Source organism: Variovorax sp. dw_308 (assembly GCF_019207085.1).
Taxonomy (GTDB): domain Bacteria; phylum Pseudomonadota; class Gammaproteobacteria; order Burkholderiales; family Burkholderiaceae_C; genus Variovorax.
In genome coordinates, this window is the sequence record NZ_JAATOM010000007.1 from 64465 (window position 1) to 80830 (window position 16366).

14 protein-coding genes are annotated in these 16366 nt (G+C 67.7%); 1 reads left to right on the top strand and 13 read right to left on the bottom strand.

The genetic code is table 11. The features are described from left to right. Positions 1-2: 2 nt before the first annotated feature. The 9 genes from HCU76_RS16160 to HCU76_RS16200 all read right to left on the bottom strand — a co-directional run bounded on the left by HCU76_RS16160 (position 3) and on the right by HCU76_RS16200 (position 10899). Positions 3-746, bottom strand: a complete 744-nt coding sequence (locus HCU76_RS16160) for an SH3 domain-containing protein (protein ID WP_218509980.1) — start codon at positions 744-746, stop codon at positions 3-5. A gap of 148 nt (positions 747-894) precedes the next feature. Next, positions 895-1947: a homocysteine S-methyltransferase family protein gene (locus tag HCU76_RS16165; RefSeq protein ID WP_218509981.1), complete on the bottom strand. Its 1053-nt coding sequence runs from the start codon at positions 1945-1947 to the stop codon at positions 895-897. A gap of 126 nt (positions 1948-2073) precedes the next feature. Next, positions 2074-3201: an ABC transporter substrate-binding protein gene (locus HCU76_RS16170; protein WP_218509982.1), complete on the bottom strand. Its 1128-nt coding sequence runs from the start codon at positions 3199-3201 to the stop codon at positions 2074-2076. Positions 3202-3410: 209 nt separating this feature from the next. Continuing rightward, entirely contained in the window at positions 3411-4226 is an 816-nt protein-coding gene (gene hutG, locus HCU76_RS16175) for an N-formylglutamate deformylase (protein WP_218509983.1), read from the bottom strand. Continuing rightward, positions 4223-5602: a formimidoylglutamate deiminase gene (locus HCU76_RS16180; protein ID WP_218509984.1), complete on the bottom strand. Its 1380-nt coding sequence runs from the start codon at positions 5600-5602 to the stop codon at positions 4223-4225. Before HCU76_RS16180 ends, hutG begins: the two co-directional genes overlap by 4 nt. Beyond that, complete coding sequence (hutI, locus tag HCU76_RS16185; protein WP_218509985.1) at positions 5599-6819, bottom strand: imidazolonepropionase; 1221 nt, start codon at positions 6817-6819, stop codon at positions 5599-5601. Before hutI ends, HCU76_RS16180 begins: the two co-directional genes overlap by 4 nt. After that, complete coding sequence (locus tag HCU76_RS16190) at positions 6816-7406, bottom strand: HutD family protein (protein ID WP_218509986.1); 591 nt, start codon at positions 7404-7406, stop codon at positions 6816-6818. The genes hutI and HCU76_RS16190 overlap by 4 nt, the downstream gene beginning before the upstream one ends. Before the next feature lie 232 nt (positions 7407-7638). Next, positions 7639-9378: a urocanate hydratase gene (gene hutU / locus HCU76_RS16195; protein ID WP_218509987.1), complete on the bottom strand. Its 1740-nt coding sequence runs from the start codon at positions 9376-9378 to the stop codon at positions 7639-7641. A gap of 42 nt (positions 9379-9420) precedes the next feature. Continuing rightward, positions 9421-10899 (bottom strand): cytosine permease, encoded by a 1479-nt coding sequence (locus HCU76_RS16200; protein WP_218509988.1) that lies wholly within the window; start codon positions 10897-10899, stop codon positions 9421-9423. A gap of 138 nt (positions 10900-11037) precedes the next feature. Between HCU76_RS16200 and hutC (HCU76_RS16205) the strand changes: the two genes are divergently transcribed. Next, positions 11038-11778: a histidine utilization repressor gene (hutC, locus tag HCU76_RS16205; protein WP_213954575.1), complete on the top strand. Its 741-nt coding sequence runs from the start codon at positions 11038-11040 to the stop codon at positions 11776-11778. A gap of 376 nt (positions 11779-12154) precedes the next feature. Here hutC (HCU76_RS16205) and hutH read toward each other — a convergent pair whose 3' ends face one another. The 4 genes from hutH to HCU76_RS16225 form a co-directional block, all read right to left on the bottom strand. Beyond that, positions 12155-13714, bottom strand: coding sequence for a histidine ammonia-lyase (hutH, locus tag HCU76_RS16210; RefSeq protein ID WP_213954576.1), 1560 nt, complete (start codon positions 13712-13714; stop codon positions 12155-12157). 52 nt (positions 13715-13766) lie between these two features. Continuing rightward, the gene (gene hutC, locus HCU76_RS16215; RefSeq protein ID WP_213954577.1) at positions 13767-14510 is read right to left on the bottom strand and encodes a histidine utilization repressor; all 744 of its coding nucleotides are present in this window, start codon (positions 14508-14510) and stop codon (positions 13767-13769) included. 154 nt (positions 14511-14664) lie between these two features. Further along, a complete protein-coding gene (locus tag HCU76_RS16220) occupies positions 14665-15450 on the bottom strand; it encodes an ABC transporter ATP-binding protein (protein WP_213954578.1) in 786 nt (261 codons plus the stop codon). Between the two features lie 58 nt (positions 15451-15508). After that, entirely contained in the window at positions 15509-16357 is an 849-nt protein-coding gene (locus HCU76_RS16225) for an ABC transporter permease (RefSeq protein ID WP_218509989.1), read from the bottom strand. Positions 16358-16366 lie beyond the last annotated feature (9 nt).

Below are 16366 nucleotides of genomic sequence, written 5' to 3' on the forward strand. Positions count from 1 at the left end.
GTTCAGAACTTGTTCGCCGGCACGCCCGGCGCAAAGTCCTTCATCGGTTCCGTGTACTGCCCCGGCTGCCCCGGCACGCCTCCGGCGCGTGGCGGAGGGCCGCCCGGCGCCTGGGGAGGCCGACCCGGGTTGAATCCTGGCTGAGCGGCGTGTCCCGGATGCGGGGCATAACCCGGATGCGCGTCGTAACGCGGTCGAGGGTCGTAGTAGCCCGGGTGCCCATAGCCGGGGCCGCCCGGAGGCCTAGGCGGCGGCACATAGCCCGGACCGGGCGGGCGCGGTTGCCAGCCCGCGTGCGGCGGGGGCGGTGGCCGCCATCCGGGCACGGGCGGCGGCGGCGGGCGGCCGCCCCACCAGCGGGGTTCGCCGTACCAGGGGCGGTCGCGGTAGTAATTGCCCCAGTAATTGCCGATGCTGAAAGTGACGATCGGCACGCCGATGGTCGCGCCGTAGCTGGCCAGTGGCACCGTCGTGCCACCGTAGGGATACGCGAGCCGCGTCGCCGCGGCCCAGCCGCGCAAGCCGTCTGGCAGGACCACATCGCACCAACCGTAGCCGCCCGTGCATCCGACAACGGAGACCGACTGGCCCGGCGCGAGCCGCGTGATCAACGGGTAATCGTTCGAGGGGCCGGCCCGGAGGTTGACCGAACCACGGGTATAGGCCTCCTGGGCGGATGCCACGAGCGGGAGCATCAGCGCAAGCGCCCCGATGCCAATCCATCGCATGCCGAAGGTGTTGCTCATGGGTTTGTTTCCTTTATGCGTCAGGGTAGGCCGCACGTGAAACAGTTGTCAATCGGCGGTCACCTTGGCAGACAACGGCTCGAAAGCGCGCTCCGTGCACCGATGCGCGCGTTGGCGCCGGGCTTTACGCCCGCTTCACATCAAGCCTTCAGGCGTCTGCGTCGGCAGGCTCGCGATAGAACGGCTTGAGTGCACGGCGCGCCAATGGCGCCACGGCCTGACCGATCGCCGCGATGTGGTCCGGCGTGGTGCCGCAGCAGCCGCCCACGATGTTGACCAGCCCTTCGGCCGCGAATTCATGCAGCAGGCGCGAAGTGTCGGCCGGCGTCTCGTCGAAGCCGGTGTCGCTCATCGGGTTGGGCAGGCCGGCGTTGGGATAGCAGCTGATGAAGGTGTCGCCCGCCACCTTCGACAGTTCCTGGATGTAGGGCCGCATCAGCGCCGCGCCGAGCGCGCAGTTCAGGCCCACGGCCAGCGGCCGGGCATGGCGCACGCTGTGCCAGAAGGCCGTGACGGTCTGGCCGCTGAGGATGCGGCCCGAGGCGTCGGTCACGGTGCCGCTGATGATGAGCGGCAGGCGGTGGCCGGAGTCGTCGAAGTACTCGTCGACAGCGAACAGCGCGGCCTTGGCATTGAGCGTGTCGAAGATGGTCTCGACCAGGATCACGTCGGCGCCGCCTTCGACCAGCGCTTCCGTCTGCTCGTAGTAGGCGGCGCGCAGGGTCTCGAAGTCGACGTTGCGCGCGCCGGGGTCGTTCACGTCTGGGCTGATGCTGGCGGTCTTGGGCGTCGGGCCGAGGGCGCCGGCGACGAAGCGGGGCTTGTCCGGCGTGCTGAACTTGTCGCAGGCGGCGCGCGCGAGCCTGGCGGATTCGAGGTTCATCTCGCGCGCCAGGTGGGCCATCTTGTAATCCTCCTGCGCGATGGTGGTGGCGCCGAAGGTGTTGGTCTCGACGAGGTCGGCGCCGGCCGCGAGGTAGGCCTCGTGGATGTCGCGGATCACGTCGGGGCGGGTGAGCGAGAGCAGCTCGTTGTTGCCCTTCACGTCGCGCTCGAAGTCCTTGAAGCGCTCGCCACGGTACTGCGCCTCGTTGAGCTTGAAGCGCTGGATCATCGTGCCCATCGCGCCGTCGAGGATGGCGATGCGCTCGGCGAGGATGCCGGGCAGTTGCTGGGCGCGGGTGTAGGGGATGGGCTGCATGGCGGGAATTGTAGGAAGCCCGGCAAAGCCGGTACGGCGCAGGGTCAGCCGGCGATGCACATCACCGAATCCTTGCTGCCACCCGATCGACCTCCGCGTCACGCCCGGCCTTCGCCGGCGCCGCGTTCAGCGCAGGAACTTGCCGTCCGGGCGCACCTGCACCAGTTCGACGAATTCCGAGCCCGTGATGCGGCCGCCCGTGAAGTCGGCGTTGAGCGTGGCCACGCGCGTCTTCAGCTTGCGCAGGCTGCTGTGCAGGCTGGCCCGGGTGAGATCGCGGCCAGCCGCGCGCATCGCCTGGACCAGGATCCGCGCGGAGATGTAGCCCTCGTAGCTGTGATAGCCCACCGGCACGTTGGCCTTCTGCGCCAGCTCCCGGAACCGGACGGAGTCTGCCTGGGAGGAATCCCAGGGATAGGGCGTGACCTGGGAGATCGCGATGCCACGCGACTGGTCGCCCAGCAGCTTGGCCGCGACCTCGCCGGCCAGGATCGACATGCCATAGAACGTGGGCGTGGCGCCGTTGGCCCGGGCGGACTGGATGAAGCTCACGGCCGGCCCGGCGGTGAGATACAGGATGGTGGCCTGCGCCTGCATCGGCGCCAGCGCCTTGCCACCGGCGGCGGCATTGCTGGCGTCGGGCGCCACGGGGACCGCACCCACGATCGCGACCTTGGTCTTCGCCGCGGCCTGCTTGATCTGGGCCAGCACTTCCTCGCCGCCCGGCGTGCCGATGTAGGCCACGGCGATGCGCTCGATGCCCAGCGTGTCCAGGTGCGCCACGAGCGTGGCGGCCTCGCGCTGCTGGTTGGCACGGGTGTAGTAGGCGACGCCCTCGGACTTGTCGCGCACCGAGTCGACCACGGCGGTCGCGCCGACCAGCGGCGTGTCGCTGGCACGCAGCAGGGGCAGGCCGGCCAGGGTGGGCGCGGCACCCACGCCGCAGTAGCAGGCCAGCGCATTGTGCTTCTCGATCAGCGTCTTGTAGTTGGCCTGCGCGGTCGCGGGATTGAAGGCGTCGTCCAGCGCGATCAGGTTCAGCTTGCGCCCGCCGATGCCGCCTTGCGCGTTCACCTCGTCGAACACCAGCCGCCCTCCGCTTTGCATGAGCAGGACGCTGGGGCCCAGCGCACCGCTGAGAACGGCACTCTGGCCGATCACGATGTCTTTGCCGGATTCGCTGGCGTGAACCACCGAGCCACATCCCAATGCAACGCCTGCGCCGGTCGCCAGGACAAAAGAACGTCGATCCATGAAGGCAATGTCTCCGATAGGTGGTGCTTCAGCGCACGGTGCGCCCTTGCATCGCAGCGATGCGGGTCGCTGCGCGCGGCGATGTTAGCCGCGGGCGTAACGCTTGGTAACCATCGTGGCGGAGGGCCTACACCGCGCTTACATCGATTGCCATCGCGTGAGACATCGAGTTGGAAAACGCATGCGCACATGCGCGGAGTTGCGCGATTTCAGCGTGCCTCGACGAACCCCAGCACCGCCTCCACCATCCGCCGCACATGCGGCTGCACCTTCGCCGCGACGTCCGGCAGGTAGTCGAACGGCAAGGCTTCCTGCATGTAGCTCGACTGCGTCATCTCCAGTTGCACGGCGTGGATGCCGCGCGACGGGTCGCCGTACTGGCGCGTGATGTAGCCGCCCTTGAAACGGCCGTTGAGCACGCCGGTGTAGCCAGCGGCCGAGGTGGCGATGCCTTGCAGCTTCAATGCGAGGCCAGGATCGCAGCTCGCGCCATTGGCGGTGCCAAGGTTCAGATCGGGCAGCTTGCCGTCGAAGAAGCGTGGCAGCACGGAGCGGATCGAGTGCGCATCCCACAGCGCAGCGGTGCCGTGCGCGGCCTTGAGGCGGGCCAGCTCGGTCTGCAGTTGCGTGTGATACGGGCGCCAGATGGCGTCGCGCCGCGCGGCGATTTCCATCTTGCCCGGCAGGTCGCTGGCCGAGTAGATGGGCGTCTTGTCGAAGGTGTCGACCGGGCACAGGCCGGTGGTGTCCTGGCCGGGGTAGAGGTTCTGGTCGTCGGGCGGGCGGTTGACGTCGATCACGTAGCGCGAATGCGTGGCGACGAGCACCGAGGCGCCGAGTTCGTCGGCGAAGTCGTAGAGGCGCTCGAGGTGCCAGTCGGTGTCGGGCACCTGGCGCGCCTCGGCGGTGAAGCGGCTTGCCAATGCCAGCGGCACATGCGTTCCGACGTGCGGCATCGAGATCAGCAGCGGGCGGGTGCCCTGCCGAAAGCGGAACGGGGGTTCGGTGGTTTGGAAAAGGCTCATGGGGTGTTCGACTGCAGTTGACTGCGCGCGGCGACGAAGCCCGCCGTGGCGCTTTCGTGAAGCATATGCCGGCCGGACGTCGTGCGGGGCTGGCCTGCGACCCAGACTTCATCGATGGCACTGGTGCGGTGGCTGGCGAAGACATGCGAGGAGAGCATGTCGGGCGCCGGCAGGCCGGCCAGCGCGGTGTGCGTCGCGTCGAGCATGACGAAGTCCGCTTGCTGGCCAACGGCCAGGCCGGCGACCGATCGGCCCGCGGCGCGCGCGCCGCCACGCACTGCCGCCAGCGTCATCGCGGTGGCAACCTGCGGATGCGTTGTATCGGCCGCGACATTGCGCTGGCGCGTGGCCAGGCGCTGGCTGTATTCCAGCATCAGCAATTCCTCGGCAGCGTTGACGCAGATATGGCTGTCGGAGCCGACGCCCCAGGCGCCATGCCACTGCGGCAGGTCGAAGATGCCGTCGCCGAGGTTGGCCTCGGTCGTCAGGCACAGGCCCGCCACCGCACCGGTCGCCGCGGCGCGGCTGTACTCGCCGGCATCCATGTGCGTGGCATGCACGAGGCACCAGCGTGCGTTCACGTCGGCGTGATCGAGCAGCCACGCGACGGGGCGCTGGCCGCTCCACGCGATGCAGTCGTCGACCTCTTTGGTTTGCTCGGCGATGTGGATGTGGATGGGCGCGGTGGAGTCGATCGCGTTCAGTCCGGCGAGCGCTTCGCGCAGGCCCTCCGGCGGCACGGCGCGCAGCGAATGCGGCGCGAGGCCGAGCCGCGCGCCCTGCGCATCGCACGCCGGCTTGAGCCGTTCGAGCAGGCGCAGCATCGAGTCGGTCGAGCGAATGAAGCGCTTCTGTCCGTCGTTGGGCGGCAAGCCGCCGAAGCCGCTGGTTTGGTAGAGCACCGGCAGCAGCGTGAGGCCGATGCCGGCGCGCCGTGCCGCGCTCAGCAGCGCCAGCGACAGGGTCGCATCGTCGGCGTAGGGCTGGCCATCGGCATCGTGGTGGACATAGTGGAACTCGCAGACCGAGGTGTAGCCCGCCTCGATCATCTCGACGTAGAGGCCGAACGCGATGGCTTCGAGTTGCGCGGGGTCGAGGCGCGATGCGAAGCGGTACATCAGCGTGCGCCAGCTCCAGAAGCTGTCCTGCGCTTCACCGCGGTATTCGGTGAGGCCGGCAATGGCGCGCTGGAAGGCGTGTGAATGCAGGTTGGGCATGCCGGGGATCACCGGGCCGCTGGCGGTCGGCATGTCCGCCGAGGGTTGCGCGCCGGGCTCCGCGCGCGTCAGCCGGCCTGCGTCGTCCCATGCGAGCAGGACGTTCTTTGCCCAACCAGCAGGCAGCAGTGCATCGGCTGCGAACAGCGAGGTCGTCATGCTCCCTCCCCCACGGCGATGCAGCCCTGGCGCACCACCGTCCGCACCGGGCGCTGGCCGAACCAGTACGCGAGCTCGGCGGCATCGTTCAGGTTCCACAGCACGAAGTTGGCTGGCCGCCCGATGGCCAGCGTGCCGTGCGTGTCCTGCAAGCCGAGCGCGCGTGCGGCATGCACTGTGATGCCGTCGATGGCCTCGGGCACGGTGAGGCGGAACAGCGTGCAGGCCATGTTCGCCATCAGCAGCAGGCTCAGCGCGGGCGAGGTGCCGGGGTTGTGGTCGGTGGAGACGGCCATGGGCACGCCGAGGGCGCGCAGTGCGGCAATCGGCGGCACCTGGGTGTCACGCAAGGTGTAGAAGGCGCCGGGCAGCAGCACGGCCACGGTGCCGGCCGCGCGCATCGCCTCGATGCCGGCTTGCGACAGGTGCTCGATGTGGTCGCACGACAGCGCGCCGTAACGTGCCGCCAGGGCCGCGCCGCCCATGTCGGAGAGTTGCTCCGCATGCAGCTTGACCGGCAGGCCGAGCGCTTGGGCCGCCTTGAACACCCGCTCGGTCTCTTCGAGCGAAAAGGCGATGCGCTCGCAGAACACGTCGACCGCGTCGACCAGGCCTTCGGCGGCCAGCGCGGGGAGCATCTCGTGGCATACCAGGTCGATGTAGTCGCTGCTGCGGCCCGCGTATTCGGGCGGTAGCGCGTGCGCGCCGAGGAAGGTGGTGCGCACCGTGACGCCATGCGCCACACCGAGCCGCCGGGCGACGCGCAACTGTTTGCGTTCGTGTTCCGGAGCCAGGCCGTAGCCGGACTTGATCTCGATGGCGCAGACGCCTTCGGCCAGCAGGCTTCGGAGGCGCTGCGATGCGCTGTCGAAGAGTTCGTCTTCGCTGGCCTCGCGCGTGGCGCGCACGCTGGAGACAATGCCGCCGCCGGCCTTGGCCACTTCTTCATAGGTCGCGCCGGCCAGGCGCATCGCGAACTCGTTGGCGCGCTGGCCGCCGTAGACGAGATGGGTGTGGCAATCGACGAGGCCCGGCGTGACCAGCGCGCCGCCGCCATCGCGCGAGGGCCGGTCGGCGGCCGCTGCGGGCAAGGCGGTGCGCTCGCCGATCCAGCGGATCACGCCTTGCGCGACGACGATGGCGATGTCCTTGCCGTCCCTGTCGCGCAGGCCGGTCCAGAGGCCATCGGCCGAGGGAAGCGAATCGAAGGGTTTCATGTTTCCTGTATTCCGGTTTGGGTGCACCGCGACCAGCGCACCGCCACGAGCGCGGCATTGGGTGTGAGCGGCTCCAGCGTCCAGCGACGCGGGGTGTCGGCCCACCAGAGGCCTTCGCCGCTCGCAAGCGTTTCATCACCGGCGCGCCAATCGCCGTGGAGGCTCAGCAGCAGGCCTTCGCGTGCGGCGTCGAGTGCCTGCGCCTGCGCGATCACAGCCACCTGCGCGGTGCAGCGTTCGCGGCGGCTCATCACGTTGAAGTCGCTCGACGCGCCGCCGAGCAGCGTGCAGTTCAGCGCCACATCGCCACTGAACGCGAATGGCTGCAGCGCCTCGTCGAGGCGGTGCTGCACGCCCTCGCCTTGCAATGCGACGCCATCGCCGTCCAGCAGCATGATGGTGCGGTCCACGCCCTCGAACTTCGAGAACGGGCCGCTGGCGGCGATGGTCGCGATGCTGGCGCGCCAGTCGAAGTCATCGAGCCCCGCACCGGGCGGCCAGCACGCGATCTCGCGCGTGGCGCCGCCGCCGTTTTTCCAGGGGGTGGGCACGAGGTCGGCGCGGGAGAAGCGATGAAGCGTGGTCATTGTTGGGAGCTGTGGCTGTCACTCCCTCTCCCTCCTAGAGAGGGTCGGGGTGAGGGAGCATGAGCCCAGCGCAGCACCACTGCGCTCCGTTCACTCCCTCTCCCTCTCCCGCTCGCGGGAGAGGGCTGGGGTGAGGGCCGGCGGCGCGAAACAGGACCTGCGCCTGATCGAAGGCCGCCCGCCATCACCCTGCCCTCTCCCGGAGGGAGAGGGGAAAGACAGCGGAGACAGATCACTTGATCATCGGCAGCTTGAGGCCGTGCTTCTTCGCCGTCGCGATGGCCTGCTCGTAGCCCGCGTCCGCATGGCGCATCACGCCCGATCCGCAATCGTTCACCAACACGCGCGCCAGCCGTGCGGCGGCTTCGTCGGTGCCATCGGCCACGATCACCATCCCCGAGTGCTGCGAATAGCCCATGCCCACGCCGCCGCCATGGTGCAGGCTGACCCACGTCGCGCCGCCCGAGGCGTTGAGCAGCGCATTGAGCAACGGCCAGTCGCTCACGGCGTCGGTGCCGTCCTTCATGCTTTCCGTCTCGCGGTTCGGGCTGGCGACGGAGCCGGTGTCGAGGTGGTCGCGGCCGATGACGATCGGGCCCTTCAGCTCGCCGTTCTTCACCATCTCGTTGAAGGCCAGGCCGGCCTTGTCGCGCTCGCCCAGGCCGAGCCAGCAGATGCGCGCCGGCAGGCCCTGGAAGCTGATGCGCTCGCGCGCCATGTCCAGCCAGCGGTGCGTGTGCTTGTTCTCGGGGAACAGCTCCTTGATCTTGGCGTCGGTCTTGTAGATGTCTTCCGGATCGCCCGACAGCGCCACCCAGCGGAACGGGCCCTTGCCTTCGCAGAACAGCGGACGGATGTAGGCCGGCACGAAGCCGGGGAAGTCGAAGGCGTTGGCAACGCCCTTGTCGAACGCCACCTGGCGGATGTTGTTGCCGTAATCCACCGTCGGGATGCCCATGGCCTGGAAGTCGAGCATGGCCTGCACGTGCACGGCGCAGCCTTGTGCGGCTTCGTCGGTCAGGCGCTTGTGCTGCGACGGGTCCTTCTGCGCGGCCTTCCACTGGGCCACGGTCCAGCCCACCGGCAGGTAGCCGTTGATGAGGTCATGGGCCGAGGTCTGGTCGGTCACGAGGTCTGGCTTGATGCCGCCGGCCTTCGCGCGCTTCACCAGTTCGGGCAGCACGTCCGCCGCGTTGCCCAGCAGCGCGATCGACACGGCTTCCTTGGCGGCGGTGTGCTGCTGGATGAGTTCGATCGCGTGGTCGATGTCGCGCGCCTGCTTGTCGACGTAGCGTGTGCGCAGACGGAAGTCGATGCTGCTCTGCTGACATTCGATGTTGAGCGACACCGCGCCCGCCAGCGTCGCGGCCAGCGGCTGTGCGCCGCCCATGCCGCCAAGGCCGGCCGTGAGGATCCACTTGCCCGACAGGTCGTTGTCGTAGTGTTGGCGGCCGGCTTCGACGAAGGTCTCGAAGGTGCCCTGCACGATGCCCTGGCTGCCGATGTAGATCCAGCTGCCAGCAGTCATCTGGCCGTACATGAACAGGCCCTTGCGGTCGAGCTCGTTGAAGTGTTCCCAGTTGGCCCACTTGGGCACGAGGTTGGAGTTGGCGATGAGCACGCGTGGTGCGTTGGCGTGGGTCTTGAAGACGCCGACCGGCTTGCCCGACTGCACCAGCAAGGATTCGTCGTCATTGAGTTCCTTCAGCGACGCGAGGATCTGGTCGAAGCAGGCCCAATCGCGCGCCGCGCGGCCGATGCCGCCGTAGACGACCAGGTTCTGCGGGTCTTCCGCCACTTCGGGGTCGAGGTTGTTCTGGAGCATGCGGTAGGCCGCTTCGGTGAGCCAGCTCTTGCAGTTGAGCGTGGTGCCGCGCGGGGCGCGGATGACGCGGGTCGGGTCGTGGCGCGGGTCGGTGGCGGCGGGGGCGGTTGCTGCGGCCTTGGCGAGGAACTTGTCGGGTGCGTTCATGGTGGGGTCCTTGGAAGAAGTCGAATGTTTGGAGGATGGTGCTCAGGCCGGTTGCCGGGCCTCGGACGTGGCGACGGGTGCCGTCGGGTGGGCGGTTGGCGCACTGCCGGGCCGCACTGCCCCTTGGGGATAGATCATCGTGGCCGGCACTTTCATCGTGCGCTTGGCCAGCGGGTAGTACACGAGGCAGGTGACGACCAGGCTCACGATCCAGGACACGTCGGCGCCGCCGAGCATCGTGGCGATCGGGCCCTTGTACATCGCCTGGTTCAGGAACGGGATCTGCACCACCACCCCCAGCACGTAGCAGCCCAGCGCCACCGGGTTGTAGGCGCCGTAGCGGCCATTGCAGTCGTACAGGGCGGGAATGTCCACTTTTTCCTTCGAGACCAGGTAGTAGTCGACCAGGTTCACCGCGCTCCAGGGCACGAAGACCGCCAGCAGCAGCAGCACGAAGTTCTTGAAGTTGTTGAGGAAGTCGGCGCTGGCCAGCAGCGCCACGCCCATCGAGACCAGCACGAAGCCGACGATGTACAGCATGCGGGCGCGCGGCGAGATCTGCGTCCTGTTGTTGAAGGCGCTCACGGTGGTGAGGATGGTCATGAAGCCGCCGTAGGCGTTCAGGCAGTTGACGGTGAGCTTGCCGGTGACGATGACCGCGTAGATCAGCACCGCGATCGTGGGGCCGGCCAGTTCGCCCATGAAGCCCACCTGGTTCTTGAGGAAGTTGCCGCCTAGCGCCGCCACCAGCACGCCGAAGGTCATGGCGAGCTGCGCGCCGATGACGCTGCCCGAGAAGGTGGTCCAGAAGGTCGAGGCGATGGTGGTGCGCGTCGGCAGGTAGCGCGAGTAGTCAGCCACGTAGGGCGCGAAGGTCATCTGCCAGCCGGCGGACAGCGCGATCGTCAGCAGCAGCGTCGACACGGTGAACGGCTTCTGGCCGAAGGCACTGGCGACGTCGTGCTGCGCGAACAGCCGGAACGCCAGGTAGCCGAAGCCCAGGATGCCGACCACGGTGGCGATGCGGCCGACCACGTGGATCAGCCGGTAGCCGACCACCGCCACCAACGCGGTGAGCGAGCCGAACACGAGGATGCCGAACTCCGGCGCCGCGACGCCGAAGATGCGGTTGATCGCCTGCCCCGACAGCACGGTGCCGGTGGCCGCGAAGCCGAGGTACATCAGGATGACGAGCACCAGCGGCAGCGCGGCGCCGCGCACGCCGAACTGCACGCGGCTGGAGATCATCTGCGGCAGTCCCAGGCGCGGGCCTTGCGCCGAGTGCAGCGCCATCACGATGCCGCCGAGCACGTTGCCGATCAGCAGGCCGACGATGGCTGTCAGCGCCTCTGCGCCGAAAACGATGGCCAGCGCGCCGTCGACCACGGCGGTGATCTGCATGTTGGCGCCGAACCAGAGGGTGAACTGGCTGCGCGGCGCGCCGTGGCGCTCGTGCTCGGGAACCATGTCGATGGTTCGGGTTTCGACGCCGGCGACGGGCGTTGTCGATTCGATGTGCATGTGGGGCCTTGCGTGTGGACTCGGAAAATCAACCGTACAACTTTTCTATTTCTCCACTAAGTTGTATATACCAATTGTGTGGTTTACTCCGGCAAACGTCAATACGTTTGACTAGCCATTACCCACTGGTAAACCCCTATGAAGACGCTTTCCCCGCCTGAGCCCACGGACGCCAAGGCTGACGCCAGCGTGCCGGCCTTCCAGCGCATCAAGGACCATGTCCTGCACCAGATCCACACGGGCCAGTGGCTCGAGGGGCAGTCGATTCCCAGCGAGGCGATGCTGGCCAGGCAGTTCGGCGTGTCGCGCATGACGGTGAACCGCGCGCTGCGCGAGTTGAGCGACGACCAGACGCTGGTGCGCGTGCAAGGGTCCGGCACCTTCGTGGCACAGCAGAAGTACCAGGCCACGGTGGTCCAGTTGCGCAACATCGCGGAGGAGATCGCGGCGCGCGGCCATGTGCACCGGGGCGAGTTGCAGCGGCTGGAGCGTTGCAAGGCCGAGCCCGCATTGGCGCGCCAGTTCGCGCTGCCGGGACATCCGACGCTGTTCCATTCGGTGGTCATCCACTTCGAGAACGACCTGCCGATCCAGCTGGAAGACCGTTACGTCAACCCGGCCGTGGCGGCGGACTACATGGCGCAGGACTTCTCCAGCCAGACGCCCAATGCCTACCTGATGCGCGTGGCGCCGCTGCAGGGCGTGGAGTTCTCGATCGAGGCATGCCTGCCCCCTGCGGAGGTGGCGGAGCAATTGCACATGGCGGCGATGGAGCCGTGCCTGGTGCTGCGGCGGAAGACGTTGTCGCAAGGGCAGGTGGCGAGCGTGTCTGCGCTCTGGCATCCGGCTTCGCGCTACCAGTTCACCGGGAGCTTTTGAAGACATCGCAGCAGCGCGCTTACAGGCTGCGGGCGGGATCACGCCGACGGCGTACTCCCCTCCGCGAATGTCCCCCGCCGTCAGTCTTCGACTGCCGCCTCCTCCTTTATTTCGCTGCGGGGAGCACACCATCGACGTGATCCGAGACGCGCAGTGGTCGATCAACCGAATCCACGGACGCCACGAACCGTCCCTCGTGTCGAGGGCATCGGGTGTCTCCCGCAGCGAAACAAAGGAGGAGCGGCGGGAGCCGAAGGCGGGGGACATTCGCGGAGGGAGATACCCGGTGTCCTCGGCACGCGCCCCCGATTCGACTCGATCCGCCGAGTAAGGTGCTCAATGTCAATCGAGCACCGATACGAGCACCAGCGCCGGGTCAGCCGGCGTGGCTCGGCAGGATGTCCAGCAAAGCGCCCGGCATGTCCGCATTCAATGCCCACAGCCGCATGGCTTCGATGTCGGGCGCGAGGTAGCGGTCACGTTCGAGGTAGGCGACCTTCGTGCGGATGGTGGCGAACTCGGCTTCGACCAACGGCGAGCTCTTGAGTCCGCGCTTCAACTCGATGCCTTGCGCTGCGGCCATCGCTTCAATGCCGACGACGACTGCCGTGTTGTTGACCATGTCGCCCAAACGGCGCGCGGCATAGGTCGCCATCGACACATGGTCTTCCTGGTTGGCGGACGTCGGCAGGCTGTCGACGCTGCCGGGATGCGCGAGCGACTTGTTCTCGGAAGCGAGCGCGGCGGCCGTGACCTGCGCGATCATGAACCCCGAGTTGAGGCCGCCGTCGTGCACGAGGAATGGCGGCAAGCCCGAGAGGCCGGTGTCGAGCAGCAGTGCCAGGCGGCGTTCCGAGATCGCGCCGACTTCGGAGATCGCCAGCGCGATGATGTCCGCGGCAAAGGCCACCGGCTCCGCATGGAAGTTGCCGCCGGAGATCACCTCGCCGGTGTCGGTGAAGACGAGCGGGTTGTCCGAAGCGGCGTTCGCTTCGATGACCAGCACGCGCGCGGCATGCGCCAGGTTGTCGAGGCACGCGCCCATGACTTGCGGAATGCAGCGGACCGAATACGGGTCCTGCACGCGGCCGCAATCGGGATGCGACGGCACGATCTCGCTGCCGTCGAGCAAGGCACGCACCGCGCCCGCCACCGCGATCTGACCGGGCTGGCCGCGCGCCGCATGGATGCGCGCATCGAATGGCTTGATCGAACCCTGGATGGCTTCGAGCGACAACGCGCCCGACATCAGCGCCGACGCAAAGACGTTTTCCGAACCGAAGAGGCCCGCCAGCGCAAGCGCCGTCGACACCTGCGTGCCGTTGAGCAGTGCCAAGCCCTCCTTCGGGCCGAGCACGAAAGGTTCGAGCCCGATCAGGCGCATCGCCTCGGTGCCGCTCACCGTCTTGCCATCCGCCGTGATCGCCTCGCCCTCGCCGATCAGCACGCAGGCCATGTGCGCCAGTGGCGCCAAGTCGCCGGATGCACCGACGGAACCCTTGCACGGGATGCTCGGCGTGATGCCGGCGTTGAACAGCGCCAGCAAGGCATCGACCAACGCCGGCCGCACGCCCGAATGCCCGCGGGCCAGGCTCACCGCCTTGGTCGCCAGCACCAGCCGGACGACCGCTGCACCCAGCGGCTCGCCCGTGCCCACGCTGTGCGACAGGACCAGGTTGCGCTGCAATTGGGCCAGGTTATCGTTGCCGATGCGCGTGCTCGCCAGCTTGCCGAAGCCGGTGTTGATGCCGTACACGACCTCGTCGTTGTCGACGATGTGTTGCACGGCATCGCGCGCGGCCAGCATGCCGGGCAGCACCGAGGGGTTCAAGGAGAGCTTCAGCCCACCGAGGTGGATGCGGCGCAGCATCGCAAGGTCGACCTTGCCGGGCGTGAGTTCGAGCGTGTTGCTTGTGGTGGTATCAGTAGGTTTCATATGCCTGTCTATACAAGTGGTTGCGGCCGAGGGCCGGGGAGGAAACTGGGCCTCAGTGGCTGGGATTGCCGTCCGAGCGGAAGCGGCTGCCGAGCCGGTAGCGTGAGGCGGGATGAAGGCAGCGCACCACCGTCACCGGCACGGTGCGCGTCCAGGTGCGGCGCGTGAGCAGCAGGCACGGCTCGGCGACGGGCATCGCGAGACGGGCGGCCTGTTCGGCGGTGGGCAGCACGGCGTCGACCAGGTGCTCGATCTGGTCGAAGGGCACGCTGCGCACCAGGTATTCGCTGGGCGGCGTGACGGCCAGGTCCTGCTCCATGAAGTCGGGCACCACACGCGGGTTGACGTAGCGGTCTTCGAGCTGCACCGGCACGCCGTCCTCGAGGTGCAGGCAGGTGGCGTGGAACACCGACTCGCCGGCCCGCACGTCGAGCCATGCCGCCACGTCGGTCGAGGCGGCGATGCGTTCGGCGGCGATGAGCTGGTAGCCGTAGTCATGGCCGCGCGCACGGATCTCGCTCGCGATGTTGGCGATGTGCAGCAACGTGGATTGCGGCTTGTCCTCCGCCACGAAGCTGCCGACGCCGGCGACGCGCGTGATGCGGCCTTGCTCGACCAGTTCGCGCAATGCGCGGTTCACGGTCATGCGCGAGATGCCGAACTGCGCCACCAGTTCGTGCTCCGACGGGAGACGATGCCCGGCCGGCCAGGTGCCGTCCTGGATCTTGCGGGCGATGTGGTCCTTCACCTGCGCGTAGAGCGCGAGTTCGGGGGACTTGCGGACGGTCTTGGTCATGCGAAGACCTGGAATACGGACTTGACCGTACGCGAAGGACGCGGAGAAACGCAAAGGCCGCGAAAGAAACCTGAAGACATTTTTTGGTGTCTTCTTTCGCGTCCTTCGCGGAACCTTCGCGTCCTCTGCGTCCGGCTGTCCGTCTTCATGATGCTCAATGCGCCTCCGCCGCCATCGACTCCGCGCGGATCTCTTCGGTCAACCGCGCCTTGATCTCCATGAACTCCGGCGAGGTCTTGATCGTGTAGTGGCGCGGGTGCGGAAAGTCCACCGCGATCTCGGTCTTGATGCGGCCCGGCCGCGCGCTGAACACGGCCACGCGGTTGGCCATGAAGATGGCCTCGTCGATGTCGTGCGTGACGAAGAGCACCGTCTTCTGCGCCGACTCCCAGATGCCGAGCAGCAGCTCCTGCATCAGCACGCGCGTCTGGTTGTCGAGCGCGCCGAAGGGCTCGTCGAGCAGCAGCATCTTGGGGTCGTTGGCGAGCGCGCGTGCGATGGCGGTGCGCTGCTGCATGCCGCCGGAGAGCTGCTTGGGAAAGTGGTTCTCGAAGCCGCGCAGGCCCACCTTGGCGATGAAGAAATCGCTGCGCTCCTTCTGGTCGGCCTCGCTCATGCCGCGTTCGCGCAGGCCGAAGCGGATGTTCTGCGCAACCGTGAGCCAAGGGAACAGCGTGTAGCTCTGGAACACCACGCCGCGGTCGGCGCCCGGGCCGTCGATGTGCTGGCCGTCGAGCAGCACCTGGCCGGTGGTCGGGAAGTCGAGGCCGGCCACGATGCGCAACAACGTCGACTTGCCGCAGCCCGAGGGGCCGAGGATGGTGACGAAGTCGTTTTCCTTGACCTCGAAGTCGATCGGCAACAGCGCCTGCGTGCGCTGGCCCTTCGTGCCTTCGAAGATGCGTGAGACGCCCTGGATGGAGAGTTGGTTGCGGCTCATGCAGCGCTTTCTGCTTCTTGCTCCCTCTCCCGCTCGCGGGAGAGGGAGTGAAGCGGGTTCATATCGTGCTCCAGGCGAAGAGGCGGCGGTTCAGCGCCTTGAAGGCGAAGTCCGAGACCAGCCCGATGATCCCGATCACGATGATCCCGAAGATGATCTGCCCGGTGTTCAGCAGCGCCTGGCTGTCCGTGATCATGTGCCCGATGCCCGACGACGAGCCGATCAGCTCCGCCACGATCACATAGGTCCAGGCCCAGCCCAGCACCAGCCGCAAGGTCTCCGCGATCCCCGGCGCCGCGCCCGGAATCAGCACGCGCTTGACGATGCCGCTGCCGTTCGCGCCCAGCGTATATGCCGCCTCGACCAGGTCCTTGCGCGCACCACCGACGATCACGGCCACCATCAGGATGATCTGGAACACCGAGCCGATGAAGATGACCAGCAGCTTCTGCGCCTCGCCGATGCCGGCCCACAGGATCAGCAACGGAATGAAGGCCGACGCCGGCAGGTAGCGGCAGAAGGAAACGAAGGGCTCGAAGAAGGCCTCCACCGGCTTCCACGCCCCCATCGCAATGCCGAGCGGCACCGCGATGACCGACGCCAGCACGAAGCCGCCGAACACCCGCCACACCGTCATGCCGATGTCGTGGACGAAGTTGTATTCGGCGAAGAGCAGCCAGCCCTCCTTCACCATCGTCACGGGGCTCGCGAGGAAGGTCGGCTTGACGAAGCCGCCCAGCGTGGCCGCGGCCCAGAGCGCGACGAAAAGCACGAAGAAGCCGACGCCGAGCAGCCAGCGTGCGCGTGGGCTCACCGGCTCGAGGGGCGCCACTGGCCGACGTCGGCGCGGAGCGATGACGGAGCCGGGCACCTGAACGGATGGCTTCATGGCGGTGGAGGTATTCATCGGGCGACA

Excerpts from the sequence above, each read along its gene's own strand:
- HCU76_RS16220 (WP_213954578.1), bottom strand. The coding sequence starts at position 15,450 with ATGAGCCGCAACCAACTCTCCATCCAGGGCGTCTCACGCATCTTCGAA.
- hutC (WP_213954575.1), top strand. The coding sequence starts at position 11,038 with ATGAAGACGCTTTCCCCGCCTGAGCCCACGGACGCCAAGGCTGACGCC.
- HCU76_RS16225 (WP_218509989.1), bottom strand. The coding sequence starts at position 16,357 with ATGAATACCTCCACCGCCATGAAGCCATCCGTTCAGGTGCCCGGCTCC.
- HCU76_RS16165 (WP_218509981.1), bottom strand. The coding sequence starts at position 1,947 with ATGCAGCCCATCCCCTACACCCGCGCCCAGCAACTGCCCGGCATCCTC.
- hutG (WP_218509983.1), bottom strand. The coding sequence starts at position 4,226 with ATGAGCCTTTTCCAAACCACCGAACCCCCGTTCCGCTTTCGGCAGGGC.
- hutC (WP_213954577.1), bottom strand. The coding sequence starts at position 14,510 with ATGACCAAGACCGTCCGCAAGTCCCCCGAACTCGCGCTCTACGCGCAG.
- HCU76_RS16160 (WP_218509980.1), bottom strand. The coding sequence starts at position 746 with ATGAGCAACACCTTCGGCATGCGATGGATTGGCATCGGGGCGCTTGCG.
- HCU76_RS16170 (WP_218509982.1), bottom strand. The coding sequence starts at position 3,201 with ATGGATCGACGTTCTTTTGTCCTGGCGACCGGCGCAGGCGTTGCATTG.
- HCU76_RS16190 (WP_218509986.1), bottom strand. The coding sequence starts at position 7,406 with ATGACCACGCTTCATCGCTTCTCCCGCGCCGACCTCGTGCCCACCCCC.
- hutI (WP_218509985.1), bottom strand. The coding sequence starts at position 6,819 with ATGAAACCCTTCGATTCGCTTCCCTCGGCCGATGGCCTCTGGACCGGC.
- hutU (WP_218509987.1), bottom strand. The coding sequence starts at position 9,378 with ATGAACGCACCCGACAAGTTCCTCGCCAAGGCCGCAGCAACCGCCCCC.
- HCU76_RS16200 (WP_218509988.1), bottom strand. The coding sequence starts at position 10,899 with ATGCACATCGAATCGACAACGCCCGTCGCCGGCGTCGAAACCCGAACC.
- hutH (WP_213954576.1), bottom strand. The coding sequence starts at position 13,714 with ATGAAACCTACTGATACCACCACAAGCAACACGCTCGAACTCACGCCC.
- HCU76_RS16180 (WP_218509984.1), bottom strand. The coding sequence starts at position 5,602 with ATGACGACCTCGCTGTTCGCAGCCGATGCACTGCTGCCTGCTGGTTGG.